This is a genomic window from Pseudomonas sp. AC070 (assembly GCF_979258635.1).
In genome coordinates this window covers 3,967,032-3,992,833 of the sequence record NZ_OZ409871.1, presented here as the reverse complement: position 1 = coordinate 3,992,833, position 25,802 = coordinate 3,967,032, and the positions used below count along the sequence as shown (strand labels likewise).

The window sequence follows — 25,802 nt, the reverse complement described above, 5'->3', positions numbered from 1 at the left end:
CTAGGCAAAAACAAACGAGGGTGCGGAGTTGGCTGTAGCCAATGAGCAACCCGAGCTTGTTTTTAACGACGCATGGCCGATGCGCAGGATCTTTCAAACTCGTTCAAACCAATCGTAGCGCATGGAAACGGTGACCTTCAGCGCGGCGGCGATTACCGCTTCGCGCCGCTCGGCACTGGCGCGCCAGCCGTGAGGCGTCATGGCCAGCAGGTCGGCGCGGGCTTGTTCGCTGTCCACGCTCAAGGTGAATTGCAGCGTTTCGCTGTGGGCGTGGCGCATGCCGTCGGGCACAAGGGCCAGGTGTTTTTCATCGCTGTAGTCGCGCACCTGGTCGTAGAGCTTTTCGCGCAATTCCATCAGGTGCTCGTTGGTCGGGCCGATGCGCAGCAAGCCGCCGCCGGGGCTGAGCACGCGTTTGGCTTCTTGCCAGTCCAGCGGGCTGAAGACGCTAATCAGTGCCTGGCAGCTGCCATCGCTCAAGGGAATACGCGCCATGCTCGCCACCAGCCAGGTGAGCTGGGTGCTGCGTTTGCACGCGCGCTTCACCGCCTCGCGGGAGATATCCAGCGCGTAGCCCTCGGCAGTCGGCACGGCGTCGGCCACCTGCGCGGTGTAATAGCCTTCACCGCAGCCGATATCCAGCCAATGGGCGGGGGCGCGTTCGGCCACCAGCTCAGCCAGGCGCTTGGCCACCGGTGCGTAATGCCCGCCTTCGAGAAAACGCCGGCGCGCTTCGACCATGGCCTGATTGTCGCCAGGGTCGCGGCTGTTTTTGTGCTGCACCGGCAACAGGTTCAGGTAACCCTGGCGCGCACGGTCGAAACGGTGGTTGGCTGGGCAGGCGACACCGTTGTCGACCGCGTGCAGCGGCGCGCTGCAAATGGGGCAGGCGAGCATCAGGCGAGCAGGTTGACGAGAGTTTGGTAGTAGATCTCGGTGAGGGTGTCGAGATCGCTGGCCAGAACCCGTTCGTTGATCTGGTGAATGGTGGCGTTGACCGGGCCGAGCTCCACTACTTGGGTGCCGAGGGTGGCGATAAAGCGCCCATCGGACGTGCCGCCGCTGGTGGACGGCTTGGTGTCGCGGCCGGTAACCGACTTGATCGCCGCCGCCACGCCATCGAGCAAGTCGCCCGGCTCGGTGAGAAACGGCAAGCCCGACAGCGACCACTCCACATGCCAGTCCAGGCCGTGTTTATCGAGAATCACCGCCACGCGTTGCTGCAGCCCTTCAACGGTGGATTCGGTGGAGAAACGGAAATTGAACACCGCCTCCAGCTCGCCCGGAATCACGTTGGTGGCGCCAGTGCCGGCGTTGAGGTTGGATATTTGGAAGCTGGTCGGCGGGAAGAATGTATTGCCATCGTCCCAATGCTCGGCGGCCAATTCGCTTAGGGCCGGCGCGGCCAGGTGAATCGGATTTTTCGCCAAATGCGGATAAGCCACATGGCCTTGCACGCCGCGCACGGTGAGCTTGGCGCCGAGCGAGCCGCGGCGGCCGTTCTTGACCACATCGCCCACCAGGGTGGTGCTCGACGGTTCGCCAACAATGCACCAGTCCAGGCGCTCGTTACGTGCCGCCAAACGCTCGACAACGGCTTTGGTGCCGTGGTGCGCCGGGCCTTCTTCGTCGCTGGTAATCAGAAAGGCGATGCGGCCATTGTGGTTGGGGTGGTCCGCCACAAAGCGCTCCACGGCGATGATCATCGACGCCAGGCTGCCTTTCATATCTGCCGCGCCACGGCCGCAGAGCATGCCGTCTTCATCGACCTTGGCATCGAACGGCGCGTGCTGCCACGCCTGCAAGGGGCCGGTTGGCACCACGTCGGTGTGGCCGGCGAAACACAGCACTGGACCTTCGCCGCCATGGGTGGCCCAGAAGTTGTCGACGTCTTCGATGCGCATCGGCTCAATGGCAAAACCCAGCGCCCGCAACCGCTCGATCATCACCGCCTGGCAATCGGCATCCACTGGGGTCACCGAAGGACGGCGGATCAGATCGCAAGCCAATTGCAACGTGGGCGAAAGCGGGGACGAAACGACGGTCATGAAGCAGCTCCAACGGCGGCGTACAAATTGAGGGTGGGCATTCTAGCAATATCAAGGCGGGGTGCCTTGGGGAATGCGTGAGGAGGGGGGGCGGCAGGCAGAGGCGCAGTAGGGAAACAATCCAGAGCAGTCATGCTGCAGCCCCGCCGTCTACGCTCGACGGTGGCGGCTGCGATTCTTGCAGCGGCGGTTGGAAATGGCATGCCATACCCGGCGCTGCTGTCGCTCGGGTGAAAGCTTTGGGCTGCGGCTGGCACTGCGTCTTAGGGTGCCTGGTCAGCCTGGTATGTCTTTACCAGACAGCCGCATTCAGATTGGCATTTTCGGCGGTTCGCTCGACGCGTCTTGCTCCATCTTAAAACCGCCGAAATTTGGTTCCGCTCATTATTTAGGCGGCGCGTCCTTGGCGATGTTTACATTAGTTTCGCTGGTGATGTACCGCTCCTTTACTGTTAAGACTTCTTTGTTCCTGCCCAGCATCCGCGCCACCAAATCTAAAACAGCGCGTGTAGAACGACTTGGCATGGCTGGATCACGCAAGATAAAGACTTTAGTTGGTAGGCTAGGTATGAAGTCAACCGCCAGGCCGGAGTCGTATTGCAATCCAGTGGGACTTTTTTGGAAAGTAATATGGCTTGAGGGATGCTTTACCTGAATGTCGGCTACTTCAGGTTTCGCTTTGTCTCCGGCCAGATTGATAATGACGTGGCTTCTGTTTTTTCGCTCCTGATAAATTCCTTCGCCGCTTGTGATGTCTTGTTGGCTTAGGCCGGGCTTTAACTTGTAAGGACGAGTGAGTGATGCACCCGCACTCGTCGCTGTAGGCTGGGTCAGTGACGGGTAGTAATCCAATCCCATTAGGTGATCTTCGAACATTGGCATGATCTGGTGAATCCGAGCCTCGGGTATATGGAGTAACTCCTGTAAAGCCGGTTTTAGGGTGCCGTTGTTGGAGAGGAATGTTTTAAGATGGTCCAGTCCAAAAAGCCCAAGTGTGCCGGCGGTGTCCTGAACCTGATAGCGCTTAAGTGTGTCGGCCATGTGAACATTTCTTTGGTGAAACGAGTCGCCGTCGTCGTCAGCTACAGTGCCAGTTTTTGTCTGTTTGAGTTTGGTCCGGCCGTCATCAATTAATGCTATTTGAGCGCCAACGCTAAGGGCGTGAGAAGCCAGAAAGTTTTGTTGCGCGTTTCCAACCACGTGGGTCGCTTCGTTGAATAACTGCTGCGCCTGGCGATGAAGTTCTGTTTGTGTATCGGTCGGCTTATAGGTGGCCAGATAATTTTCCAATGACGCCCATCCGGCACCCTTTAGCTCTACGGCAATAGGTTTTACCATGTCATTCCAACGCATTATTTCTTTGAAGTGTTGAGGGTCTTGAACTAACTCTGGGTGCTTGGCAAGGAGCTCGTCCTGAGAAGCGATGTTATTCGCGCTCATAAAACTGCTAATTTCCAAAGCCCTTTGGTTGTCTAGCAATTTGCCGAGTGAGGGAGTTTCCAATACAAGTCGTTTTATTTTATTCTCGGCAACAAGTTGATGTACTAATAATGGCGCATCTGGATATCCGTGATTTTCCCCTAAGAATACGGGGCCGGAGGTGAGTTGTTCCGAGATTATAAGTTTGACCTTGTCAAGGTAAGCTTGCGTTTTCGAGCTGATAGCCCCTTTCTCCATGGCATCGGCGATATAGTCAATAAGAGGCAGAGCGGCAAGGTCCTTAGCCTGTTTATGTTCCAGCGTGGACTCCTGGCCGGCGCGTTGAGCGGCGCCAGTGGCACCTGCGGACGCCGGGTCAGCCATCGTCGCCTTGCCTTCGCCGGAGGGAATCGTGTGGTCTGCGGAGTCCGGCTTTTTAGCAGCCTCGCCATTGAGGCGCTCGGCGGCTGAGTCGGTGCTTTTGCTGGCGACGATTGCCTTTTCTTTCATATCTGCTTTGCTCGCTACAGGCGTCTGCGTGTCTTGGGTGTAAATCTTTTTAACCGTGAAGTCAGCTAGATCTGCACCTGCCGTGAAACTTGCAAACATAAGTAAGCGATCTAGTTTGGTACTGTCGCTACTTTCTTTTCCAAATAAATAGGCTTTGGTGGGTAGGTCGTCAATGTCGAGCCTTTGGCCCGATATGTACTGGATGCTTCCGTTTTCGGAGGGTTTGAATAGTATGGTAGATGATGGGCGTTGGTTGGTGAGGTCCTTGATCTGAGTTTCTGCAGTTCCACCAGAGGCGTCAATGATTATATGACTTTTGTTTGTTCGGGCTTCATAAGGTTGATCTGCTGATGTTTGTTTGTACGGGAAGTAGGTGGACATTTCGGCGGTATTGCTCTTGTTCGTACCGAGGTCAGACCAAGGGAAAAAACGCTCGCCGGTGAGGTGGTCGTGGAATAAAGGGGCTGTCTGATATACCCGATCCTGGGGGATGTTGAGAGTTTGTTGTACAGCGGGTTTTACAGTTCCGTCGATACCCACATAGGTTCTCAGGTGGTCAGCGCCCAGCAAAGCTAATACCCGGGGTTCGGTATACTTCGCGTCGATGCTGAGTTTGTTGGTTATATAGGTGTTCTTGGCCGACAATTCGCTAATGTTGGAAAAGTTGTCGCTGTCCATATCTCCGGCGCCGTCGATGAAGTCCACTTTAACACCCGCTTTCATAGCATTCGACACGGCGGGGTAGAGTGATTCGCCAGAAGTATCGCGCAGATTTTTCAGGACATTTTGCTGCGCCTGTTTGTAAAAATCTGTATTTCTCTCTGCGTCAGATGTGTCGCTGAAATATTCGTCGAGCGATTTGAAGCCTTTTTCATTCAACGCGCTTTTCGTTGTGTCTAATTGTGCGAAGCTGGAGAGGGTTTCCAGAGGAGGCAGCTCGAACAAGATACGATCAACTTTCTTTTCCGCGATCAGCTGTTTTATTAAGATGATAGAGTTCGGACTGTCATGATGTTCGCCGAGCAAAGCCGGACCATCATTAAGCTTTTCAGAGATCCTACTGTGTAAAGCGTCAAGGTAACTCGCCGTGTCATGTTGAATGAATCCGTCGCGTTCGGCTTTCCATATCACACTTTCGACAGGTTTTTTTTGTTCTGTTGCGGCAAGTTCGGTTTTATCTGATTGATGTTGTGTGTTTTTCTTAGGTTGGGGTATCGGCAATGGATCATCGTTACCCAAAGCGCCAGACGTACCTTCTGCGACGACTGTTTTATGTCCTTGGTTATCAATGAGTACCGGCGTGTCATAGCCTTTCACTTTCGTTGTTAGACCCTGCTGTTGCAGCAACCCACTCACACCGCTAGCTAAACTGGCGCCCTCTTTAGCGCACGCCGTACCGCAACCCACCAGAGTCAGCTTGTCGACGTTGCTTTTGTCGTTATTGCTGAGCTGTTGCACCACATCGATGATTTGGTTGCCGTCCAAGCCGCCGATCTTCAGGCCGTCGCTGTGGCCAACAACTTCCACTTTTTTGCTGCCGCCTTCGGCCAGCGTGCCGCTTAGCACTTTGTAATTGCCGTCGATGATCACGCTGTTGTCGGGGTGCTTGTTCGCCAGGTTTTGCGCGGCCTTGCTGACTACCGGGTCGTTGACGTCGGTGTTGAGGATCACGCGTTGGTCGAAGTTCTGTTTCGCGTTTGGCACGTCGATGTCGGCGTAGCTGTGCGTTGAAGGTTTGGGGGCGTCGATTTGCTGGGTGACTTGATGGGTATCAGCATCGCTGCCGTATGCACGCACGTTCGGCGCATCGACGATATGGCGGCTGCTACCCGCTTTGGGCGAGAAGAGTTTTTTAATGCCGGCTTTGATTTCCTGGGCATCGCTGACGGAGATTTCAATCTTCACGTCGGTACCGGCAACACGTTTGTTTTGCAGCACGTTGAGCTGTTTGTCGGCATCGGTGTTGAGGCTGCCGTTGATGCCGCCGGCAGCGCTAACTTTGTTTGGCTCGCCCACATCGATGGTGGCTTGGTTGTCCGCGATGTAATGCACTTGGTCTACGCGGCCGAATTCCAGCGTTACCGTCGGAATCCCGTTTTTGCTGACACCGCCACCACCTCCGGCATAGCCGCCATCTTTGTTGCGGCCGTCTTGCAGAGTTTCTGCGGTGATGCTCCCACCGACGTTGACACTGCCCTGCCCCGGTTTCGAGGTGATGTGCGAGCCGGTCATATTCAGGTTGCCGGCGACGTTCAGGCCCAGGCTGTCGGCGCTGATGCCGGCTTGTTCGGCCGTTAGCTTGCTGTTGTCGATATCTTTGCCACCGGAGGCGCTAGCGCTGGCGGTGCCTTGCACGATGCCATCGGTGGTGATGGCTACACCGACACTGGCGCTCCAGTTGTCTCGGGTGTGGTCCATGTCCGACGTGTCTTGCACGCTGGTGATCGTTTGGTTGCCACCGATCTTGGCGCTGACTTGGTTGCCTTTGATGTTGGAGCCAATCAGGTTGTGGTCACCGGCAGTTTCGATGCTGATTTCGGTGCCGCTGATTAGGCCGTTGTTGTAGCTGGTGGTGCTGCGCGTGGTTTCGTCGTAGCTGCCGCTGGCACCTGCCGATAGGCCCATGCCGACGCCCGTCGGTGCTGCGCCGACACTGGCGGTGAGGCCTGCGGTGTGAGTGGTGGTGGATTCGCTACTGGAGCTCGAGCTCTTTGCCGCTGTTTGGGTTAAGCCGCCAGCGGACTTTATCGAGACCTTCCCGCCTTGCAGATTCACGCCGTTGAGGGCGATGTCGCCCTTGGTGCTGGTGAGGCTGATGTTGCCGCCGATTTGGTTGATGTTTTCCGCGCGGTTTTCGCTCTCGCGGGTCTCGGTAGTGTGCTGCATGCCCACCGTCACAGAGCCACCAACGGTTTCACTAAACGCTACCTGCGTGGCCAAACCCGCTGCCGCGATGGCGGTCAGGGTCGGGTCGATTTCCATGGGCCCTTCTTGGGTGGCCAAGGTTTTTGATGAGGCTGGCGGCGCGTTGGGATCGTTCACCGCATCGGTGCCCAAGGCTTTATGCGCCGTTTGGGCGGCTTGCGTCGCGACGTCCAATAACGAGGAATGCCCTTCGGCCGTGACGCCCAAAAACAACTCTTCGCGCGTGTGGGTAGTTTTCTCGGTGTTTTCGTATTTCGTGGTTTGGATGTCGCCTGCGGTGATGTCCAGCGTGGGCATCGCTTCGGTGGCCGCGAGCCGTTGTTCGGCGGTCATCTTCGCCCGCTCTTCAGGGCTTAGTTGATAGTCGGCGTTGATGTCTGCGCCTCCTATGTCCAAGGTGCCGCCCACATCCACGCTGCCGCTGCCCAGGTTCAATTGGGCATTGCGCAAGGTGGTGGATTCGCTGGTGTCGGTGGTGGTTACGGTTTCAATGCCGACCTTCAAGTTGGCCCCGCTGGTACCGCCTCGGCCTTTGTTCGCGCCTGTGCGGCCTCCAGTGCCTTGGCTGGCCAAAGCCTGCGAAGCAGCTGAGCGGCCGGCGCTCGCCTCACCTCTCAGGCTTGGCGAAACCTGGGTGTCGTCCCCAAGTCCGTCGAATGGCGAGGCCAAATGGGTGTCGATCGCAGCCGCCGAGCCCCACATGCCATTGGCTTCATAACCCCCTGCACCGACGCCGGCACTAATGACCAGCTGCGTGGTTTTTACGGTTTTCTGGTGATAGGCCAGGTCTTTGCCAGCCGCCACGTTCATATCGCCGCCGACTTGCACGGCGCTGGTCTCGGCATTGATTTCACCGCCCGTAATATTCCAGTCGCCTTGCGCCTGAACGGTGAGGTTTTTAGTGTTGAGCGTATTGCCGACCGAGTTGGCTGAGGCGGCCATTTCGGTGACGTCCACTTGCGAGAAGAAGCCTGTGGCGCCCACCGCATCGAAGGCGGAACGCGCTTCGTGCAGATCCTTCATATTGAGGTTGCCGCTGGTTTGCAGCAGGACGTTGTCGGACTGGGTGATGGCGCCGATGAGGTCGATGTCGCCGCCGGAAATGACGCTGAGTGACGAGCCTTGCTCAGTATCGACAGGGCCGGAAGCGAGGCGTTCTTCGAAGATGGCGCGCACGTCAGGGTGAGCTACAACGATAGGTTTTTTTTCTGGCTTGTCCGTCGCGTCGGCTACGTCAGGCTGGGGTTTTTCTGGCTCAGCGGCTGGACTTTCGTCCTGGGTTTTATCCGCACTCAACGCCGTACCCATCACGCCGTTATCACGCACATACAGGTAGCCGTTTTTGTCGTAGCCGGTGGTGGCCGAACTGGTCACGCCGTCGCCTCCGACCACGGTTTGCTGGTAGCCGCTCAGCACGCCGCCCTGGTTCAGCACCTTGCCTTGCGCAGCAATCACCAATTGCCCAGACGGTTCGTTCTCACCGCCTTGACCAGCGAAAATGCCCGCCTGCGCGCCGCCGAGCGAGACGTTGTTGATGTCGGTTTTTGAGTAGATAAACGTGTCCGTGTTGCCGCGAATGGTGCCGTTTACGTTGGCCACCGATTCGGCGTCGATCAGGATTGTGTCGCCGCCGACCAGGGCAGAACTCTTGGCGTCTTGATCGCGGACCGCGAGAGTTTGTTGGCTCAAATACAGGCGCGGCGCCAATACCATCTGGCCATCTACGAGTTGGTTTTCGTACCAAACCACATCGTCTTTAAGCCCGGCGATCTGCTCGGCGGTGAGCGGCTGGCCGAAGCTGAAACCACTTGTTCGTATGAGTTCTGCGCCGTTATCCAATAGATGCCCGACTAGCTCCGTACCGCCCAGCCGCTGAGTTTGCTCAAAGAAATTCCCCAGCCGTTGCTCGACGCTTTGCAAGATCAGCTGATGATCAAAATACGCATCGCCCAACACCGTGACGCTTTTGAGGGCGTCGTAGCCGATCTTGTTGAGGAAGTACTCAGAACCCATAAATTGGCTCTGGTCGATGTAGCTCACGCGCGTTTCGTACAGCGGTCTGATTCGCGCAAAGGCATCGCCATCAGCCGCTGGTTGGCTTGGGCGGAACAGTGGATTTTGCAGATGCTGGCTCAGCGCTTTTTCGGCGTGGTCGCGGTTGAACTGGGCGTCCAGTTCACCGTCGAGGGTTTCTACGCTTTCGCTGCCAACCTGAACGGTGATCGGCTTTTGTTGGCTGACGTCCGCACCGTCGCCGTTGGTGAACGAACCGCCGCCTTGCAGCAACAATTTGCCTGCGGAAATTTCGGCCTGGGTGTCGGCGTAGTAGTTCTGGGTTTTATCGGCAGCGTTCGTTTTGAACGCCGCCCAGCGCCCGCGCAGGTCGCTATGGCTACGGGCCTTCCAGTCGGCACCTAACACGGCGCTGAGCACTTGGTTGACCCCAGGCTCTTCCACTAACTTGAGCGTTTCGACCCAGTTGCTACTGCCGCCGTTGGGGCTGAAAAAGTCATTCAGCAAGCCGTACAGACCATCGGCGTAATGTTTGTTACCGGTAGGACTGCCGGCCAGCGAATTACTCCAGTAGTACTGCGTCGGCGAGGATTTAAGGATGTCCACTAAAGTTTTCGACGCGAACATGCCTTCGTTATTCAGATGGCCATCAACCAGCACATTGCCCGTCGCCGCCATCAACCCGCCCAGATTATGAACCGTGGCGCCCTTGTCATTGGCTTGGCCCTGATTGAGCAGCAAGTCTTTGCCCGCTTTGATCACCGCCTGCTCGACCGTCAGGTTTGAGGCGTAAATCGGCAGGTCGATTTTAATGTTCCAGTAATCGCGCTCAATCAGACTGCTGGCTTTGGAAAGCCACACGTCCTCTTCGTCCACGCCCACTTTGACGACCCCGCCCGTGCTTTGGCTGAGGTTTTCCAGCAACGGCGTATCGATCCATAAATTGCCCTGGGCTTCGATGCGGCCCACATGGTTTTGCACTTTTTCGCCCGCGCTCAGGCTCATGTCGCCCATGGCCAGCAATTGGCTTCTGATGCCATTGAGCAGTTGCGTGCCGGCTTGCAGGCTCAGGTTTTCACCGGCCCACATCAGCTTGCCGGGGGCGTTTTCGATCAGGCCTTTGGCGGAAATTAGTAAGGTCTTGCCGACGATGACCGCGCCTTGGTTTCGCACGTCGCCGGAGGAATTGACTAGCACCGAGCCGGCGGCGTTGAGCTCGTCGGTGATGGTGATGTTATGGGCCGACAAGGTGAATAGATTGGCGGCTTGTGGGGCTTTGAACGCTGCATCAATGAACAGATTGGCGTTGTTTTTTAGCGAGAGGCTGGCGGTATTGAAGGAGGTGATGGTGGCGCTATTTTGATAATCACCGACGTTTAACGAGAGGTCATTGCCGGCGAGTAATTCGCTGCTCGAGGCGGTGAAAAGTGCGGCATCGAAAGACAGATTTCGCGTCGCCTGAATGGAGCCCAGGGTTTTGCTAGTGAAGCTTTTCTCTGCCGTCAGGGCGATATCCTTGCCCTGGATTTGCGCCTTGTCGCTGTTGCGAACGTCGCTGGCTTTTACGCTTACCGTTTCACCGGTAATCATGCCGCCTTTGGTGTTATCGACCGATTTACCAGCTTGAATGGAGACTGTTTTAACGCCCGCTAGTGTCGCGGCGTCGTTGAGCAAACTGCCGACATCCAGCGTTAACGCCTGAGCATAAATACTGCCGCCGTCGTGATTTCGAAGTTGCTCGGTGACGTTGAACCCGGCCTTGTCAGCGGCGAGGAATATGCCGCTGTTGCTCAACATGGTTGCCGATACGGCAATGTCGTTACCGCGAATCACGCCATCATTGGAAAACCGTCTGGTTGCGTCAATTCGGACCTGATCGGCCGCTGCCAAATAGCCGTCTCTTTCGTTAGCCACATCGCGTGCCGCAATGCGCAGATCAACATCCGCACTTAGCGTGCCGCTGTTGGTCAGTCGGCCAGTCGAAGCGATATCAATCGAGCCACCGGCGCCAGTGTCTTTGAGACTGACATCACCATCCGCACTGATTTGAATATCCCGCGCCGCCAGAATCAGGCCGTCATGCCGCACGCCAGCGCCACTGTCGCTGCTGATCAGTTTGATAAAACGCCCATGCATCGCACCCGCTGCCGAGCCGGCGATAGCGAGGCCAGAACTCTGCGCTCCAGCCGTCGCGGTAAAGGCGTGAGAATCCACGTCATAAGAACCTTGGCCAGCCACAACCTGCATGTCTGTTTGCAGGTCTGCGGAGCCCACTGCGCCCTGCAAAGCCACCGAGCGAGCAATGATGTCGAAGTAGCTCAAGCCCGACGTGTTCAAGCCATCGGCGCCAATCACAACCTCACCGCTGTCTTCATCGATCAGCAACTGCAGGTCGCCCACAGCATCCAAAACACGCCCCGTGCTCAGCGTTAACCGCGAGCTGTTAAGCGTCGTCACGCCGTTCAAGGTTAGGCCGTTAGGGTTGGCGATCAGCAAATCCGCTGCATCGCCAAACACTTCCAATGTGCCGCGAATCGAGCTGGGCTCATTGCCGGTCACCTCGGTGAGAATCGCCTTGGCCGTGCGTTTCAAATTCGGGTTAAGCAGCACCGCCCCGCCGATCTGGCTTGTGCCGTTGACCATGCTGTTGTTGAAAATAACGCCCGGTTGCGACACGTCGAATTGGCCAAAGCGGTTGTGGGAAAGGCCATTGCCATTGGGGTTGGCAATCTCAATCACCGGAACGCCATTGGCTGAGCTGATGACGTGGGTGCCTGCCGTGTTTCTATCCAACAAAATTTCCGCTGCTGCCCAGCTAGGGACGCCGGTCAATAGCAGAGATAGCACGAGGCGCGTCAGCGGTGAGGCAGGCGGTTTGGAAGCAAGAGCAACGGAAGAAGCAGCTTGCTGCTGGCCCGGTTTGCGTTGGGCCGTCGCGATTTCGGCGACGGGAATCAAGAAGCCAAGCGGCTTGCTGAAGATAAGGCGAAAGCAGTGCTTGTTCATGGCCGGTCCGTGAAGAAGTTGAGTTTGCGGAACACTAAAGGAGGCTCAACTGGGGTGTTGCAGGATGGCTCCGGCTGGGGCCGCACAGCGCAGCGACGTCGTCATGATCTTTCTGCGGCCTTGCTAGGACGATTCGGCGCGCACAAAAAAGGCGACCCGAAGGTCGCCTTATTGGCAGGACAGTAACCGCGAGCCTTACAGACGCGGATAGTCGATGTAACCCACCGGGCCGCTGCCGTAGAAGGTTTCCGGGTGCGGTTCGTTCAGCGGTGCGTCTTTTTCCAAACGCGCTGGCAGATCCGGGTTGGCGATGAAGGGAATACCAAACGCCACCGCGTCGGCGCCGCCGCTGGCGAGCAGGGCGTTGGCGCTTTCTTTGGTGAAGCGTTCGTTGGCAATAAACACGCCGCCGAAGGCTGCTTTCAGTTCGGCGCTGATGCTGTCTTCGCCTTGTTTTTCACGGGTGCAGATAAACGCGATGCCGCGTTTGCCCAGCTCGCTCGCCACGTAGGTAAAGGTAGCGGAGCGGTTGGAGTCGCCCATGTCGTGACTGTCGGCGCGTGGCGCCAGGTGCATGCCTACGCGGCCCGGTTCCCATACCGACAATACGGCGTCGGTCACTTCGAGCATCAGACGGGCACGGTTTTCCAGGGAGCCGCCGTATTGGTCGGTGCGCTGGTTGGTGCTGTCTTGCAGGAACTGGTCGAGCAGGTAGCCGTTGGCACCGTGGATTTCCACGCCGTCAAAACCGGCAGCTTTGGCGTTCTCGGCGCCGTTGCGGTAGGCCTCGACGATGTCGGCGATTTCTTCGGTGGCCAGGGCGCGCGGGGTGACGAAGTCTTTCAGCGGACGCACCAGGCTGACGTGGCCTTTAGGGGCGATGGCGCTCGGTGCTACCGGCAGTTCGCCGTCCAGGTAGCTGGGGTCGGAAACACGGCCCACGTGCCACAGTTGCAGGAAAATCTTGCCGCCGTTGGCGTGCACCGCCTTGGTGATGTTGCTCCAGCCGCGCACTTGCGCGTCGGACCAGATGCCGGGGGTGTTGGGGTAGCCCACGCCCATCGGCGTAACCGAAGTGGCTTCGCTGAGAATCAGGCCAGCGGAGGAGCGCTGGGCGTAGTACTCGGCCATCATCGCGTTGGGCACGCGGCCTTCGTCGGCGCGGCAGCGGGTCAGCGGGGCCATGACGATGCGGTTTTTCAATTGCAGGTCGCCAATGGTAATCGGGTCAAAAAGAGTCGCCATGAATACAGTCTCCAGTGGGTCGTAAGTAATGAGTCAGTAAGGGGTAGGGCTTGGTTCGAACAACCGGGCTCAGTCGAGCACCGGCTGCAATTCGTTACGGGCGTTGTTGGTAAGTTGTGTGGCGATCAGGGCGACGACCGCCAGCGCGGCGGCGGCCAGTGGCACGTCGGTCAGGCCCATGCCGCGGCTGATGACCACGCCGCCCACCCAGGCGCCCAGTGCATTGCCCAGGTTGAAGGCGCCGATGTTCAGGGTGCTGATCAGGTTCGGCGCGTCTTTGCCAAAGGCCATGACGTTGATTTGCAGCGCGGGCACAGCGGCGAACGCCGCCATGGCCCAGAGAAACAAGGTGATCTCGGCGGGAATCAGCGCTCCAGCGGTAAAGCTGAACAGGCTGGCCAACACCGCCAGGCTGATGAATACGCCAGTCAGCGTTGTGCCCAGACGCCAGTCGGCCAGCTTGCCGCCGACGATGTTGCCGATGGTCAGGCCGAGGCCGATGAGCAGCAGGGTCCAGGTCACGCCGGTGGGCGAAACGCCGGTCACTTCGCCCAGCATCGGCGCGATATAGGTGAACAGCGCGAACACCGAGGCCGAGAAAAATACCGTGGTGCTCAGGGCCAGCCAGACGCCGGCGCCGCGCATGGCGCGCAGTTCGCTGCGCAGGTCGGCTTTTTCCTGATCGTGCTGGTGGGGCAGGGCGCGCCACAGGCCGATAAGAGCAACTATGCCAATGACGGTGACGGCCCAGAAGGTTGAGCGCCAGCCGGCGGCCTGGCCAAGGGCGGTGCCCAATGGCACGCCGAGCACGTTGGCGAGGGTCAGACCGGTAAACATCAGCGCCACGGCCGAGGCGCGGCGGTTAGCCGGTACCAGGCTGGCGGCCACGACCGAACCGATACCAAAGAACGCGCCGTGGCAGAGGGCGGTGATGATGCGGGCGATCATCAGCATCTGGTAGTCAGCGGCCAGCGCACAAAACAGGTTGCCGGCGATAAAAATGCCCATCAGCGCCAGCAAGGCGGCCTTGCGTGGCCAACTGGCGGTCACCATGGCCATGAACGGCGCGCCGATGGCCACGCCCAGGGCGTAACCGGTGACGAGCCAGCCAGCGCCGGGGATCGACACACCGAGGTCGGCGGCCACGTCGGGCAAAAGCCCCATGATCACGAACTCGGTGGTGCCGATGGCGAAGGCGGATAACGCCAGAACGATAAGTGCGAGGGGCATGTCAGGTGCTCCAGAAAAGGCGAGGGCGGCTGTGCTTACAGCGCGTCGTGCAAATGGCTGATGAAGGCCTGGATCACTTCTTCATTACGTTTGAAGAAGTTCCACTGCCCAACTTTCTGGCGCGTGACCAAGCGGGCGCGTTCCAGGCCGGCGAGATGGCCAGATACGGTGGATTGCGAAAGGCCGGTTTTGACATCGAACTTGCCGGCGCACACACCGATCTCGAACGGGTGGTGTTCTTGCTCAACGAAATGGGTGTGCGGGTCTTTCAGCCACACCAGCATCTGGCGACGCACCGGATGGGCGAGGGCTTTGAAGATTTCATCGAGGTCGATTGGCATGGTCGTAACCGTCCGTTCGCTAAAGGTTGCCGGCGTGTATCGGCGTGGGGCGAACTTTATATCGGTGTTCGCCGATATACAGATTGATCGTGGCGATAGTAGTCATCAGCCCGAGTAATCGGCGCGACTGGGATTGACCCCCGTTCTGCCTCTACACTCGCCCTATGAATTACCTCGCGCACTTGCACTTAGGCGGCGACAAGCCGGAACAACTGCTCGGCAGCCTGTACGGCGACTTCGTAAAAGGCCCGCTGGCCGGCCGCTTTCCCGCGTCCATCGAACAGGCGATTGCCGTGCATCGGCGAATCGACGCCTTCACCGACAGCCACCCATTGGTGCTGCAAGCCAAAGCCCGCTTCCCCCAAGCGCGGCGGCGCACGGCGGGTATTTTGATTGACGTGTTTTTCGACCACTGCCTGGCGCGCCACTGGCCGCGTTACGCCGACGAGCCGCTGGCCCAGTTCACCGCTCGCGTGTACCAGGTGCTCAGCAACGAGCCGGCATTGCCTGAGCGTTTGGCCTATGTGGCGCCACGCATGGCCGCGCAGGATTGGCTGGGCAGTTATGAAGAGTTCGAGGTGTTGCAGCAGGTGGTGTTCGGCATGAGCCGACGTTTGTCACGGCCCCAGATGCTGGACGGGGCGATGGAAGAATTGCGCGGGTTGTATGAGCCGCTGACCGAGGATTTTCACGCGTTCTATCCCGAATTGCAGGTGTTTGCGCGGCATTTATTGTAGGAGCCACCTTGGTGGCGAACCCTGAAAAAGGAATTCTCGAACTGTGTTTGCAGGGTTCGCTAGCAAGCTAGCTCCTACGGGCCTTGTGTCAGGCGGCGAGCTCCGTGTCTTCAACATCCACAACCTCAGCCTCGCCAAACAGCGCCAGGCCAATCGTCCGATGCGCCTGCTTGGCCACCACGTTGCGTGAGGCGCCAAGCGTTTCAATCGGTTCCAACAAGTGAATACGCACGCTCGCCACATCGCTGGAAAGCAGGCGCAGCAGGTGCGACACCAAATCGTCGTCGCCAATGAACGGCGCAATTTCAACGTCTACCTGGTTCTCGCGCACATACCGAATGGCCACCGGTTGCAACGGCGTGCCGGTTTCGATGGCGCTGCTCAGCAGGCGTCCGTGAAAGGTGCGCAACTGGCGGCCATCGGTGGTGGTGCCTTCGGGAAATATCAGCAGCGAGCGTTGCTGTTCCAAGTGCTCACGTAGTTGCTGACCCAGCAGGGCGCTGTCGCCTGAGCCGCGACGTATAAACAGCGTGCCGGCTTTTTTCGCTAGCCAGCCCGCTACCGGCCAGGTGCGCACTTCCGCTTTGGACAAAAACGACAGCGGCGCCAACATGCCCAGCAGCGGAATGTCGGTCCAGGAAATGTGGTTGCTGATCCACAGCATCGGCCGTTGCGGCAGGCTGCCGAGCACTTCTATCTGAAACGGCAATGCGCCGCTCAGACGCGCCAGAAACCAGCGAGTCAAGCGTTGGCGAATAGCACTTTCGTTGCGCAGGTGCAGGCGCTCCACCACGGTCATGGTGGTCGCCACCAGCATGCCGAGGCCCACCGTGGCCAGCAACCTGGCGAGGCGCCCGTACAGGCGCAGTTTGCTCATCAGACCGCCGCCTTGAAGTGGCGGGCGTAGCGCGGGCAGAGCTCGTCGCGTTTGAGCAGGATGAAAACGTCGGCCACTTGGAAATCCTGATCCCAGCACGGCTCGCCGCAAATTTTTGCGCCCAGACGCATATAGGCTTTGAGCAGCGGCGGCATTTCGGCGATGACGTTGCTCGGCACTTCCAGGCTCGGCAGCGGGGTTTTCGGTTCGGCGCGCAGGTGTTCGTTGCACAGGTAGCGTTCGCGCAGGCGCTGCATGATGGCCTGGGCCTGAATGCCGCCGTCTTGCATGGGAATGCTGGCGCAGCCCATCAGGTAGCTATAGCCGCCTTCGTTAAGCACTTCGGCCAGCTCGCTCCACAGCACGGCGATGGTGCCGCCGTTGCGGTAAGCCGGGTCTACGCAGGTGCGACCAATTTCCAGCACCGGGCCTTGCAGATGCGCCAGGCCGTGCAGGCTGAATTCTTCTTCACTGTAGAAACGCCCCAGGCTGCGGGCGGCGTTGTGGTCGAGCAACCGGGTGGTCGCCACCAGCTTGCCGGTGTTCAGGTCACGCACGCCAATGTGGGCGCAGTGGCCATCGTAATCGTCCATGTCCAGACCCAGTTCGGCGCCTTTGAGCTTGGCGTCGAACTCTTTGCTGAATACGCTAAAGCGCAAGGCTTGGGCTTCACGCAGGGCGCGTGGGCCGACCAGGCGCTCGGCCTGTAGGCGGCGTTCGGCAGTGGTGTCACGAGTGCGGGCGATTGTAGACATCGAGTAGCCTCCATAAGCCGGCTTGATTGGGTTGCAGCCGGTCGACCTTGTTGGGCAAGCTCAGGCTAGGAACACCCGGTGTCATCACCATGAATGTTTGGTGATGCTTGCATGACAATGAACGAGGACGCGCTTATGTACTGGCAACGACTGCTCGGCTGCTCCGAACGCCTGCCGGCAACGGCTGGTTTGGAAGAGTGGTACGCCGCCTTGTTGGCGCAGGTGGGCGAGGGCGTGTCGCCGTTCGAACTGGCGCTGCTGGGCGGGCGCCTGGCTGCCACGCCGGGCCTGGCGTTTCTGGCCGGTTATCAAGGTGCGTTGCGCGCGCTATGGCCCTCGGCGCCGTGGACGCTGGGCGCGTTATGCGTGACCGAAAACCGCAGCGTGCGCCCCGCCGATATGCAGGTGCGCCTGGACGGCCTGAGCCTCACGGGTCGCAAAGATTTCGTGACCGCCGCCGATGCCGCCGACTGGCTGTTGGTCGCCGCCCGCAGCGACTTGCCCGGCAACACGCCGCATGTGGCCGTGTGCGTGGCCTACAACGGCGCGCCGGGCGTGCGTGTGGAAGTGCTGCCGCCGTTGTCGCTGATGCCGGACGTCAGCCATGGTCGCCTGCACCTTGAAGGCGCGCAGTGCGAGCGCTTGCCGGGCGATGGCTGGGACGCTTACGCCAAACCCTTCCGCTCCCTGGAAGATTTACATGTGCTGACCGCCCTGGCCGCCTGGCTGTATGGCCTTGGCGGCGACAATGCCTGGCCGCAAGCGCTCAAGCTGCGCTTGTTGGCGCTGCTGAGTAGTAGCGCTGAAGTGTCGCGCCAAGGCATGAACGAGCCCGCTACGCATCTGCTGCTGGCCGGATTGTTCGAGCAGTTCAACAGCCTGCGCGGCGACATCGACGCCGCCATGGCCGGTGGCGATCCGCATTGGCAGAACCTGTGGAAGCGCGACGCCGGCTTGTTGGAAATCGCCCGCACTGCCCGTGAGAAGCGTCTGAGTAATGCGCTGTCCAGCTTGGCCACGCCGGCCTGACGTAACGCGCCGAACCGCCGCCATCTGCGGCACGTTCGGCGCTATTTGCGTTCATCGGCCGCGTGCTAGGGTTGGCGCCTTTGCCAACAAGAGGCCGTCCAATGCCCGCTCCCGCCTTACGCCGTTTAAGCCTTGCGCTCGGCTTGCTGTGCTCGATCCCTCACGCCTTCGCCGAAACCTGGCCGACTGCCGACTGGGCGGTGACGCCAGCCGCCGCCAGCCCAGCCATCGAATCGCTCGAAACCTACGCCTTTCCCACCCGCGACGATGACAGCCGCAAGGGCATTCGCACCGACGCGCTGCTGGTGATTCGCGATGGTCAGGTTATTTACGAACGCTACGCCGGGCCGACCAAGGCCAGCACGCCGCACCTGGCGTGGTCGGTGAGCAAGAGCATCCTGGCCACGACCCTGGGCGTGGCGTATGGCAAGGGCTTGTTCAAGCTGGATGACCCAGCCGCCAAGTTCTACGCGCCCATGAACGCTCACCCGGAAGTGAAAATTGGCCACCTGCTGAACTGGGCCTCGGGCCTGGGTTGGCAAGAAGGCTATGAGTACGCGCCGGTGCGCTCCAGCGTGGTGGCGATGCTTTATACCCACGGCCGCAGCGACATGGCCGGGTTCGCCGCCAGTTTTGAGCAGGCTGCAAAGCCCGGCACGCGCTTCGTCTATTCCAGCGGCGACGCCAATCTGCTCGCCGCCGCGTTGCGCGGCATGGTCGGGGATGAGGCGTACAAGAATTATCCGTGGACCGCGTTGTTTGAGCCGCTGGGCATCACCAGCGCCGTGTGGGAAACCGACGCCAGCGGCACGTTTGTGGGTTCCTCTTACGCCTACCTCACTGCCCGCGACCTGGCGCGCATCGGCCTGCTGATGCAGCGCGACGGCCGTTGGGCTGATCAACAAGTGCTGCCCAAAGCCTGGGTGGACTTCAACCGCACGCCATTCGCCAACTACCAGCCGTCCAAGGAAACTGAAGGCGATGCGGTGCCCGGCGGGCAGTGGTGGCTGAACGTCGCTGTGCCTGGCGCCGCCAAGCCCTGGCCGGATGCGCCGGATGACACCTTCGCCGCGCTCGGCCATTGGGGCCAGGCGCTGTATGTACTGCCGGCGCAAAAGCTGGTGGTGGTGCGTTATGCCGATGATCGCGACAAAACCTATTCCCATAACGAACTGCTGAAACGGGTTGAAGCGGCCTTCGCGCCGACCGCTCAAGCCGCTGCGGAGGCCAAGTGATGAGCAGCTTTATCAAGCGTCGCCCGTTCAGCAGCGTGCTGTTGCTGATTGTGCTGGCACTGGCCGCGTTGGCCTGGCAGAACCGCGTTCACCTGGCAGCGTTTCCCGGCATCATCGGCGCGCTGTCGGCCAAGGAATATTGCTCGTGCCGCTATGTGATGGATAACCCGGCGCCGTACTGCCTGGCTTATGTGAAGCAGTACATTCCCATCAGCGGTTTCTTCGACGATGAAGCCAACAAGCGGGTAACCGCACGCGGCCTGGGCAGCACGCAAACCGCCGCCTGGCAAGGGCAACGCCAGGGCTGCCAGCTGTTGCCCAAGGCTGATTCTCTGCCGCAATCCTGAACCGAAACGGGGTTTGCAGGTCAGTGTGAGGCGGTTAAGGTGCCGCCTCATATTCTTACCTGGAGCTCTAATGCGTTCGCTGTTTACCGGTGCACTTGCTGCCTTTGTCCTCACCGCGCTGACGCCGGCCCAGGCCGATTGGTATTTGGATAACGAGTCCTCGCGGCTGTCGTTTATTTCCACCAAGAACGGCAAGCTGTCGGAGGTGCATCGCTTTCTGACGCTGCACGGGCAAATCGATGAAGCCGGCAAGGCCAACTTGCGGGTGGAACTGGATTCGGCCAGCACGGGCATTCCGCTGCGCGACGAGCGCTTGCGCACGTTGTTGTTCGACACTCAGCGCTTCCCGCAAGCCCTGATAAACGCTCAACTCGACCTGGCGCCCATCGCCAACCTGGCCCCCGGTGCGCAGTTGGAATTGCGCTTGCCGTTAACGGTCGAACTGCATGGCCAGACGCAAGCCTATAGCGCCGAGCTGCTGGCGACGCGCCTGGATGAACAGCGTTTCCAAGTCGTTACCCTGGCGCCGCTGGTGCTGCAGGTTGAAGACTTCGGCCTCGCCGACGGGCTCGAAGGGCTGCGCAAAGCGGCTGGCGTTTCCGCCATCAGTTGGTCGGTGCCGGTGGGCGCTGTGCTGATCTTCACCGCGCGTTAAGGCGTTTTCCTTTTTGAATCAGGAGTTGAGCGTGGTGCGAGCGCAAAGGATGCAGAGCTGATGCCGGGGCGTATTTATCCTTGGCGCACCGACAACGGCTTCGAGTTGTTGGTGGACGGGCCACAATTTTTCCCGCGCATGTTCGCGTGCATCGACCGCGCTCAACGCCAGGTGGAGCTTGAGCTTTATCTGGTCGAATCGGGCGCCTGCGTCGACCAGATGGTGCAAACGCTATGTGCCGCTGCGGCGCGTGGCGTTCAAGTGCGCTGCTTGTTCGACGGCTTCGGCAGCTCGGCGTTTTCGGCAGTCGACCGCGAGCGCCTGGTGCAAGCCGGCATTGAGCTGCGCTTTTACAACCCGATCAAAATCTGGCGCTGGCAACGCAATTTGTACCGCGACCACCGCAAGCTGTTGCTGGTGGACGGTGCCGTTGCGTTTGTGGGCGGCACGGGCGTGACCGACGCTTTCTGGACGCCCGGCGAGCCGACCAGTGCCTGGCACGAAGTGATGGTGGAAATCACCGGGCCGCTGGTGCAGGACTGGCAAGCGCTGTTCGAACAGCAATGGGCAGCCAATCCGCAAAACCGCGCCTGGCTGCCATTTTCCCCGGGGCCGCGTCCGCGTTTGCCGGTGTTGCCGGTCGGCGGCGCCGGGCTGGGCCGCGTGGCGTATGCCAACGCCATGCAGCACAGCGACATCGTGCAGTCCTTGGTGCGCGCCTTGAACAGTGCGCAGCGGCGCATTTGGCTGGCCACGCCGTATTTTCTGCCGAGCTGGAAAGTCCGCCGTTCGCTGCGCAAGGCGGCGCAGCGCGGCGTCGACGTGCAGTTGCTGCTCACCGGCCGGCAAACGGATAACCCGCCGGTGCGCTTCGCCGGTCAGCGCTACTACCCGAAGTTGTTGCGTGCCGGGGTGAAAATCTTTGAATACCAGCCGTGCTTCCTGCACCTGAAAATGGTGCTGGTGGATGACTGGACCAGCATTGGCTCGTGCAACTTCGATCACTGGAACCTGCGCTTCAATCTGGAAGCGAACCTGGAGGCCGTTGAGCCGCCGCTGACCGAGGCGGTGGTGCAGAGTTTTCTCAACGACTTTGGCCAGAGTCGCGAGATAACCATGGACCTGTGGAAGTCGCGGCCGTTGTGGAAGCGCATGCAGCAGCGGTTGTGGGGGTGGTTGGATAGGTTGGTGGTTAACGTGCTGGATCGGCGCAAGTAGCAGTGGGCCAGTCGAGGCTCAAGCCTCTCCTACAGATAGGTGTTTATTTTTAGCCTCGAAGCTGCAAACAGTGGATCCCAGCCTTTTGTCGGGTGTCATCAGCGGGGCCGCTCGCTAGTCTCAGCGCCATAACCATAAGAGGAATGCGCGCTTGAGCCGACATCACCCGCTGCTTGTTTTGCTGCTGCTGTGCCTCGCCGGTTGCTCCTCGCCCGGCGCCTTCCTGAATACCAATGACGGCCCGTTGTTCACGCCCCATGCCAGCGATGAAGACCATGCGCTGGTGTACCTCTATCGCCCGCAAAGCGATTGGGCGGATCAGGAGCTGGAAGCGCCCGGCCTGTTTCTGAACAAACGCCTGATCGGCAGCCTGCCGAGCAATAGCTACCTGGTGCTGGAACTGGACGTGGCCAGTTATCCCGTGGAAATGCGCCGGCCATTGTTCGGTTCGTTCTGGACGGCGCTGGCCGACGGCATGCTCGATTTCAATCGCATCGCCGGTTTCAATCTGGATGTAGGCGCGGGCGGCACCTACTACCTGCGCTATGACGAGCTCAATCCGCCGCCACTCGGCGAAGGCGTGGCCACGCTGGGGGACGGGCCGTTGCAACTGGTGCCGGCAAGCCTGGCGGAAAAAGAGATCATGGCCACCCATGAGTTCCAGCCGCCGCAGCGCTTTGCCATGGAGCCATCGCCGGGTTTCTGGGGGGCGTTGGGTTTCGGCGAGCAGTGATTCGGTAGTAGTCGCTTATTACCTGTTCGCCACACGGCGCGGCAATACTGGCTGGGTTGGCATGCATCTGCCCTTTCCTCTGCTGGAGATACCCCGATGGCCGCGAAGAAAATTCTCATGCTGGTTGGCGATTACGTCGAAGACTACGAAGTGATGGTGCCGTTTCAGGCGCTGCAGATGGTGGGGCACACCGTGCACGCCGTATGCCCAGACAAAACCGCCGGGCAAAGCGTGCGCACCGCCATTCACGACTTCGAAGGGGATCAGACCTACAGCGAAAAGCCGGGCCACAACTTTGGCCTGAATTTCGACTTCGCCAAGGTCAAGGCCAAAGACTACGACGCCCTGGTGGTGCCGGGCGGGCGTTCGCCGGAATACCTGCGGCTAAACAAGAAGGTGCTGGATCTGGTGAAAGCCTTCGATAAAGCCGGCAAGCCGATTGCCGCCGTGTGCCATGGTGCGCAGTTGCTAGCGGCGGCTGGCATTCTTAAAGGCCGCGAATGCAGCGCTTACCCGGCCTGCGCGCCGGAAGTGAAGCTGGCCGGTGGCACCTATGTGGAGATTGCCGTGGACCATGCGCACATCGAAGGCAACCTGGTGACTGCGCCTGCGTGGCCGGCGCACCCGAACTGGCTGGCGGGCTTTCTGCTGCTATTGGGCACCACCATCACGCTGTAAGCTCACGTCTTTTCAGGCTCGGCGGCTGCCGTCGGGCCTCGCCACTTCAGGAGCAGGGCGCATGTGCGAGCTCTACGTCAAAGCCGATCCCATCCTTTACGAATCCCGCTCACGCTCGCTGCGCATCTGCGGCGTGGTGACCACGTTGAGGCTGGAGAACCAGTTCTGGGACATCCTTTCGGAAATCGCGGCGGTCGATGGCATGACCACCAACCAGCTGATCAGCAAGTTGTATGAAGAGGTGATGGACTACCGTGGCGAGGTGGTGAACTTCGCGTCGTTTCTGCGGGTGAGTTGCTGTCGCTATCTGGCGCAGCCGCAGGAGAAGCGGGCGCCGTTGGCGTTGGTGGCGAGTCGGTCGTGAGCAGCCGGTGAATCAATAGTTAGGTGAGCCTGAAACCTAGCCGATGTAAGTCATCACTTACAAGAACCCGCTGATGACTTACTTTTGTAGGACAATCACCAGTACAGGGTGACCACGGTCGGAGCCGCTTGGGTGCCTTTCACTTCGCTGACAGCGTTGCTGGAAAGCGGGGCTTCAGAACGCACGCCGTTGCTTTCACGGTCAACACGGAAGCTGTTGATGCCGTCGCAGTTCTGGTTTTCAACACGCAGGGACTGGCCGTTGGCGTTGCTGCTGAGCGCGCAGCTGGAGGTGATGGTGATGCCGACCGCCAGATTGCCCGAGGCCTGGCCTGCCTGGGCTTGAGCGCCCATGAACAGCAGTGCGGCAGCGGTAACGAGGGAAGCAAAACGACGGGTGCGGTTCATACTGTTCGCTCAATGTGATGGTTCGGGTTGACTGCACTCAGGCAGCAAAGCGTTTACAACCATCCGTAGCGAGCCGGTTCCTAAACCCGGCGATGCGCGCATATTCCGTCATTTCCTTGGGAGGCGATCCTACCTACAGCGATGTCAGCCTGCCACTACCGTCTGTAAGACATTCGCCATAGTGTCGCGTACGACATCACCTATGTCGCTTTTCTCACACTTTTTTGGCGCCAAAAAAATACCCGGCGCCTGGCCGGGTATTTTTCCTTCCTTTAACGATTCAGCAGCGGCTAAATTTCGACCGCCAGGCTGTCACTTATCTTCTTCTGCCAGATAGCCGGTCCTGTGATGTGCACCGACTCGCCGTTCGTGTCGACCGCCACTGTTACCGGCATGTCTTTCACCTCGAACTCATAAATCGCTTCCATGCCCAGTTCGGCGAACGCCAGTACTTTGGACTTCTTGATCGCCTGCGCCACCAGGTAAGCGGCGCCGCCAACGGCCATCAGGTACACGGCTTTGTTGTCTTTAATGGCTTCAATGGCAATCGGGCCGCGCTCGGACTTACCGATCATGCCCAGCAGGCCGGTTTGTTCGAGAATCTGACGGGTGAATTTGTCCATCCGGGTTGCCGTGGTTGGACCGGCTGGGCCCACTACTTCGTCGCCAACCGGATCAACCGGGCCAACGTAATAGATGAAGCGACCTTTGAGGTCCACCGGCAGGCTTTCGCCTTTGTTGAGCATTTCCACCATGCGCTTGTGCGCGGCGTCGCGGCCGGTGAGCATTTTGCCGTTGAGCAACACGGTTTCGCCCGGCTTCCAGCTCTGTACGTCTTCGGGTGTCAGGGTGTCGAGGTCGACGCGGCGGGCCGATGGGCCGGCTTCCCAGACAATTTCCGGGTAGGCGTCCAGCGGTGGCGCTTCCAGCGACGCCGGGCCGGAGCCGTCGAGCACAAAGTGCGCGTGACGGGTGGCGGCGCAGTTGGGGATCATGCACACCGGCAGCGAAGCGGCGTGGGTGGGGTAGTCCATGATCTTCACGTCGAGCACGGTGGTCAGGCCGCCCAGGCCTTGAGCGCCGATGCCGAGCTGGTTGACCTTCTCGAACAGCTCGAGGCGCATTTCTTCCAGCTTGTTCTGCGGGCCACGTGCTTTGAGCTCGTGAATGTCGATGGACTCCATCAACACTTCTTTGGCCATCACGGCCGCTTTCTCGGCGGTGCCGCCGATGCCGATGCCGAGCATGCCCGGTGGGCACCAACCAGCGCCCATGGTGGGCACGGTTTTCAGTACCCAGTCGACGATGGAGTCGGACGGGTTGAGCATGGCCATCTTCGATTTGTTTTCGGAGCCGCCGCCTTTGGCCGCGACGTCCACTTCCACGGTATTGCCGGGAACGATGGAGTAGTGGATGACCGCCGGGGTGTTGTCTTTGGTGTTTTTACGCGCGCCTGCCGGGTCGGCGAGGATGGATGCACGCAGCACGTTTTCCGGCAGGTTGTAGGCGCGACGCACGCCCTCGTTGATCATGTCGTCCAGGCCCATGGTGGCGCCGTCCCAGCGCACGTCCATGCCCACACGTACGAATACGGTGACGATGCCGGTGTCCTGGCAGATCGGTCGATGGCCGGTGGCGCACATGCGCGAGTTGATCAGAATTTGCGCCATGGAATCACGGGCCGCTGGCGATTCTTCGCGCAGGTAGGCTTCGTGCATCGCTTGGATGAAGTCCACGGGGTGGTAATAAGAAATGAACTGTAAAGCGTCGGCGACGCTCTGAATCAGGTCGTCTTGCTTGATCACGGTCATGCAGCGCGCTCCTCTCTAAACACGGGAACATCTAAGCGCGCAGGGCTAGGCCCGGCAGGCTCGGTAAGGCAAAAAAGGCGCGGCAGTATAACGCGCAGGGCGTTGTTGGCGCACCCGCTGACGATAGACCTTGGTCGATTAACGCACGTGTTGGTGTACTAGGTTTTTTGCCTTCAGCTAGGTACAGTGACGGCACGATGCCAGTACGGGACGGAGCCC

Annotated in this window: 19 protein-coding genes; 9 read left to right on the top strand and 10 right to left on the bottom strand. The window is 59.6% G+C overall.

The features are described 5' to 3' along the window. Window positions 1-93: 93 nt before the first annotated feature. From ACZZ0Q_RS17900 to ACZZ0Q_RS17875, 6 genes are all read right to left on the bottom strand, one after another. Window positions 94-897 (bottom strand): putative RNA methyltransferase, encoded by an 804-nt coding sequence (locus ACZZ0Q_RS17900; protein ID WP_463541350.1) that lies wholly within the window; start codon window positions 895-897, stop codon window positions 94-96. Beyond that, window positions 897-2,048: a succinyl-diaminopimelate desuccinylase gene (dapE, locus tag ACZZ0Q_RS17895; protein ID WP_463541351.1), complete on the bottom strand. Its 1,152-nt coding sequence runs from the start codon at window positions 2,046-2,048 to the stop codon at window positions 897-899. Before dapE ends, ACZZ0Q_RS17900 begins: the two co-directional genes overlap by 1 nt. Before the next feature lie 384 nt (window positions 2,049-2,432). After that, a complete protein-coding gene (locus ACZZ0Q_RS17890) occupies window positions 2,433-11,921 on the bottom strand; it encodes a two-partner secretion domain-containing protein (protein WP_463560809.1) in 9,489 nt (3,162 codons plus the stop codon). A gap of 195 nt (window positions 11,922-12,116) precedes the next feature. Beyond that, window positions 12,117-13,166, bottom strand: coding sequence for an alkene reductase (locus ACZZ0Q_RS17885; RefSeq protein ID WP_122492703.1), 1,050 nt, complete (start codon window positions 13,164-13,166; stop codon window positions 12,117-12,119). 69 nt (window positions 13,167-13,235) lie between these two features. Continuing rightward, a complete protein-coding gene (locus tag ACZZ0Q_RS17880) occupies window positions 13,236-14,396 on the bottom strand; it encodes an MFS transporter (RefSeq protein ID WP_122492702.1) in 1,161 nt (386 codons plus the stop codon). 35 nt (window positions 14,397-14,431) lie between these two features. Further along, on the bottom strand, window positions 14,432-14,737 hold the full coding sequence (locus ACZZ0Q_RS17875; RefSeq protein WP_122492701.1) for an ArsR/SmtB family transcription factor: 306 nt from the start codon (window positions 14,735-14,737) through the stop codon (window positions 14,432-14,434). A gap of 164 nt (window positions 14,738-14,901) precedes the next feature. Between ACZZ0Q_RS17875 and ACZZ0Q_RS17870 the strand changes: the two genes are divergently transcribed. Then, on the top strand, window positions 14,902-15,474 hold the full coding sequence (locus ACZZ0Q_RS17870) for an acyl carrier protein phosphodiesterase (protein ID WP_463560807.1): 573 nt from the start codon (window positions 14,902-14,904) through the stop codon (window positions 15,472-15,474). A gap of 88 nt (window positions 15,475-15,562) precedes the next feature. Here the strand turns inward: ACZZ0Q_RS17870 and ACZZ0Q_RS17865 are convergent, their stop codons facing one another. Next, window positions 15,563-16,351 carry a lysophospholipid acyltransferase family protein gene (locus ACZZ0Q_RS17865; RefSeq protein ID WP_463560804.1) on the bottom strand — a complete coding sequence of 263 codons (789 nt, stop codon included), beginning with the start codon at window positions 16,349-16,351 and terminating at the stop codon, window positions 15,563-15,565. Beyond that, window positions 16,351-17,106 carry an L-ornithine N(alpha)-acyltransferase gene (olsB, locus tag ACZZ0Q_RS17860; protein WP_122451943.1) on the bottom strand — a complete coding sequence of 252 codons (756 nt, stop codon included), beginning with the start codon at window positions 17,104-17,106 and terminating at the stop codon, window positions 16,351-16,353. Before olsB ends, ACZZ0Q_RS17865 begins: the two co-directional genes overlap by 1 nt. Before the next feature lie 135 nt (window positions 17,107-17,241). Between olsB and ACZZ0Q_RS17855 the strand changes: the two genes are divergently transcribed. The 8 genes from ACZZ0Q_RS17855 to ACZZ0Q_RS17820 all read left to right on the top strand — a co-directional run bounded on the left by ACZZ0Q_RS17855 (window position 17,242) and on the right by ACZZ0Q_RS17820 (window position 23,365). Then, entirely contained in the window at window positions 17,242-18,135 is an 894-nt protein-coding gene (locus ACZZ0Q_RS17855; protein WP_463541355.1) for an acyl-CoA dehydrogenase middle domain-containing protein, read from the top strand. Between the two features lie 101 nt (window positions 18,136-18,236). Continuing rightward, window positions 18,237-19,370: a serine hydrolase domain-containing protein gene (locus ACZZ0Q_RS17850; protein WP_463541356.1), complete on the top strand. Its 1,134-nt coding sequence runs from the start codon at window positions 18,237-18,239 to the stop codon at window positions 19,368-19,370. Continuing rightward, window positions 19,370-19,717, top strand: a complete 348-nt coding sequence (locus tag ACZZ0Q_RS17845) for an amidase (protein ID WP_463541357.1) — start codon at window positions 19,370-19,372, stop codon at window positions 19,715-19,717. Before ACZZ0Q_RS17850 ends, ACZZ0Q_RS17845 begins: the two co-directional genes overlap by 1 nt. A 70-nt stretch (window positions 19,718-19,787) precedes the next feature. Continuing rightward, a complete protein-coding gene (locus ACZZ0Q_RS17840; protein WP_463541358.1) occupies window positions 19,788-20,372 on the top strand; it encodes a YceI family protein in 585 nt (194 codons plus the stop codon). 60 nt (window positions 20,373-20,432) lie between these two features. Then, window positions 20,433-21,590 (top strand): phospholipase D-like domain-containing protein, encoded by a 1,158-nt coding sequence (locus ACZZ0Q_RS17835; RefSeq protein WP_463541359.1) that lies wholly within the window; start codon window positions 20,433-20,435, stop codon window positions 21,588-21,590. Between the two features lie 151 nt (window positions 21,591-21,741). After that, window positions 21,742-22,323: a DUF2846 domain-containing protein gene (locus tag ACZZ0Q_RS17830; RefSeq protein ID WP_463560802.1), complete on the top strand. Its 582-nt coding sequence runs from the start codon at window positions 21,742-21,744 to the stop codon at window positions 22,321-22,323. Between the two features lie 96 nt (window positions 22,324-22,419). After that, complete coding sequence (locus ACZZ0Q_RS17825; protein ID WP_122492690.1) at window positions 22,420-23,001, top strand: DJ-1/PfpI family protein; 582 nt, start codon at window positions 22,420-22,422, stop codon at window positions 22,999-23,001. Between the two features lie 61 nt (window positions 23,002-23,062). Then, window positions 23,063-23,365 carry a ribbon-helix-helix domain-containing protein gene (locus ACZZ0Q_RS17820; RefSeq protein WP_122451933.1) on the top strand — a complete coding sequence of 101 codons (303 nt, stop codon included), beginning with the start codon at window positions 23,063-23,065 and terminating at the stop codon, window positions 23,363-23,365. A gap of 95 nt (window positions 23,366-23,460) precedes the next feature. Here the strand turns inward: ACZZ0Q_RS17820 and ACZZ0Q_RS17815 are convergent, their stop codons facing one another. Both ACZZ0Q_RS17815 and ACZZ0Q_RS17810 read right to left on the bottom strand, forming a co-directional pair. Further along, a complete protein-coding gene (locus ACZZ0Q_RS17815) occupies window positions 23,461-23,772 on the bottom strand; it encodes a hypothetical protein (protein WP_122492689.1) in 312 nt (103 codons plus the stop codon). 290 nt (window positions 23,773-24,062) lie between these two features. Then, window positions 24,063-25,583, bottom strand: a complete 1,521-nt coding sequence (locus tag ACZZ0Q_RS17810) for a fumarate hydratase (protein ID WP_122492688.1) — start codon at window positions 25,581-25,583, stop codon at window positions 24,063-24,065. Between the last annotated feature and the right edge of the window lie 219 nt (window positions 25,584-25,802).

What these genes read in the sequence shown, in the direction of transcription:
- ACZZ0Q_RS17900 (WP_463541350.1), bottom strand. Translation starts at nt 897, where the DNA reads ATGCTCGCCTGCCCCATTTGCAGCGCGCCGCTGCACGCGGTCGACAAC.
- dapE (WP_463541351.1), bottom strand. Translation starts at nt 2,048, where the DNA reads ATGACCGTCGTTTCGTCCCCGCTTTCGCCCACGTTGCAATTGGCTTGC.
- ACZZ0Q_RS17890 (WP_463560809.1), bottom strand. Translation starts at nt 11,921, where the DNA reads ATGAACAAGCACTGCTTTCGCCTTATCTTCAGCAAGCCGCTTGGCTTC.
- ACZZ0Q_RS17885 (WP_122492703.1), bottom strand. Translation starts at nt 13,166, where the DNA reads ATGGCGACTCTTTTTGACCCGATTACCATTGGCGACCTGCAATTGAAA.
- ACZZ0Q_RS17880 (WP_122492702.1), bottom strand. Translation starts at nt 14,396, where the DNA reads ATGCCCCTCGCACTTATCGTTCTGGCGTTATCCGCCTTCGCCATCGGC.
- ACZZ0Q_RS17875 (WP_122492701.1), bottom strand. Translation starts at nt 14,737, where the DNA reads ATGCCAATCGACCTCGATGAAATCTTCAAAGCCCTCGCCCATCCGGTG.
- ACZZ0Q_RS17870 (WP_463560807.1), top strand. Translation starts at nt 14,902, where the DNA reads ATGAATTACCTCGCGCACTTGCACTTAGGCGGCGACAAGCCGGAACAA.
- ACZZ0Q_RS17865 (WP_463560804.1), bottom strand. Translation starts at nt 16,351, where the DNA reads ATGAGCAAACTGCGCCTGTACGGGCGCCTCGCCAGGTTGCTGGCCACG.
- olsB (WP_122451943.1), bottom strand. Translation starts at nt 17,106, where the DNA reads ATGTCTACAATCGCCCGCACTCGTGACACCACTGCCGAACGCCGCCTA.
- ACZZ0Q_RS17855 (WP_463541355.1), top strand. Translation starts at nt 17,242, where the DNA reads ATGTACTGGCAACGACTGCTCGGCTGCTCCGAACGCCTGCCGGCAACG.
- ACZZ0Q_RS17850 (WP_463541356.1), top strand. Translation starts at nt 18,237, where the DNA reads ATGCCCGCTCCCGCCTTACGCCGTTTAAGCCTTGCGCTCGGCTTGCTG.
- ACZZ0Q_RS17845 (WP_463541357.1), top strand. Translation starts at nt 19,370, where the DNA reads ATGAGCAGCTTTATCAAGCGTCGCCCGTTCAGCAGCGTGCTGTTGCTG.
- ACZZ0Q_RS17840 (WP_463541358.1), top strand. Translation starts at nt 19,788, where the DNA reads ATGCGTTCGCTGTTTACCGGTGCACTTGCTGCCTTTGTCCTCACCGCG.
- ACZZ0Q_RS17835 (WP_463541359.1), top strand. Translation starts at nt 20,433, where the DNA reads ATGCCGGGGCGTATTTATCCTTGGCGCACCGACAACGGCTTCGAGTTG.
- ACZZ0Q_RS17825 (WP_122492690.1), top strand. Translation starts at nt 22,420, where the DNA reads ATGGCCGCGAAGAAAATTCTCATGCTGGTTGGCGATTACGTCGAAGAC.
- ACZZ0Q_RS17820 (WP_122451933.1), top strand. Translation starts at nt 23,063, where the DNA reads ATGTGCGAGCTCTACGTCAAAGCCGATCCCATCCTTTACGAATCCCGC.
- ACZZ0Q_RS17815 (WP_122492689.1), bottom strand. Translation starts at nt 23,772, where the DNA reads ATGAACCGCACCCGTCGTTTTGCTTCCCTCGTTACCGCTGCCGCACTG.
- ACZZ0Q_RS17810 (WP_122492688.1), bottom strand. Translation starts at nt 25,583, where the DNA reads ATGACCGTGATCAAGCAAGACGACCTGATTCAGAGCGTCGCCGACGCT.